This window comes from Psychrobacillus sp. MER TA 171, assembly GCF_023713305.1.
GTDB lineage: Bacteria > Bacillota > Bacilli > Bacillales_A > Planococcaceae > Psychrobacillus.
Window position 1 is genome coordinate 1 of the sequence record NZ_JAMAWN010000055.1, and the last position, 974, is coordinate 974.

The 974-nt window shown below is 47.8% G+C and carries 5 tRNA genes and 2 rRNA genes; all 7 read left to right on the forward strand.

The features are described from left to right. Nucleotides 1–114, forward strand: a 23S ribosomal RNA gene (locus tag M3627_RS20350); the annotation flags it as partial. A gap of 121 nt (nucleotides 115–235) precedes the next feature. Continuing rightward, a 5S ribosomal RNA gene (rrf, locus tag M3627_RS20355) occupies nucleotides 236–351 on the forward strand. Nucleotides 352–360: 9 nt separating this feature from the next. After that, a tRNA-Asn gene (locus M3627_RS20360) sits at nucleotides 361–435 on the forward strand. 6 nt (nucleotides 436–441) lie between these two features. Then, nucleotides 442–533 (forward strand) — tRNA-Ser (locus M3627_RS20365). 23 nt (nucleotides 534–556) lie between these two features. Then, nucleotides 557–631 (forward strand) — tRNA-Glu (locus M3627_RS20370). Nucleotides 632–653: 22 nt separating this feature from the next. Then, a tRNA-Val gene (locus M3627_RS20375) sits at nucleotides 654–729 on the forward strand. Nucleotides 730–848: 119 nt separating this feature from the next. After that, nucleotides 849–925 (forward strand) — tRNA-Met (locus tag M3627_RS20380). The last annotated feature ends 49 nt before the right edge of the window (nucleotides 926–974 follow it).

The window sequence follows — 974 nt, forward strand, 5'->3', positions numbered from 1 at the left end:
TCCCATTACGCAAGTAAGTAAGATCCCTCAAAGACGATGAGGTAGATAGGTTCGGGGTGGAAGCGTGGCGACACGTGCAGCTGACGAATACTAATCGATCGAGGACTTAACCAAATTGTTTGTTTCTGAGATGTCAGTTTATTCAGTTTTGAAAGAATAATTTTTTATTAAAAAAACCCTTGTAATAATCTACATAGTTGATATAATAGAAAATGTCTTTCAGTAATTATTCAGGTCTAGTGATGATGGCGAAGAGGTCACACCCGTTCCCATACCGAACACGGAAGTTAAGCTCTTCAGCGCCGATGGTAGTTGGGGGTCTCCCCCTGCAAGAGTAGGACGTCGCTAGGCGGATATTATTCCGAAGTAGCTCAGTGGTAGAGCAATCGGCTGTTAACCGATTGGTCGTAGGTTCGAGTCCTACCTTCGGAGCCATTTCTAGGAGAGCTGTCCGAGTGGCCGAAGGAGCACGATTGGAAATCGTGTAGGCGGGTAACACTGTCTCAAGGGTTCAAATCCCTTGCTCTCCGCCAGATAGATTTCTCTTATACATAATGGCCCCTTGGTCAAGCGGTTAAGACACCGCCCTTTCACGGCGGTAACACGGGTTCGAATCCCGTAGGGGTCACCATTTATTTTTAAACCAGCATTACGGAGGATTAGCTCAGCTGGGAGAGCATCTGCCTTACAAGCAGAGGGTCGGCGGTTCGAGCCCGTCATCCTCCACCATTTTAATCACACTTAGCATTGTCGCGGGTGGAGCAAATCGCTTCACGAAGAAAGCAAAGCGTGGAAGACGTAAAACTCACTAAATGCGTAGTTGATTTAAATTTCAACACTTATATTATCGCGGGGTGGAGCAGTTCGGTAGCTCGTCGGGCTCATAACCCGAAGGTCACAGGTTCAAATCCTGTCCCCGCAACCAAATGGTCCCGTGGTGTAGCGGTTAACATGCCTGCCTGTCACGCAGGAGA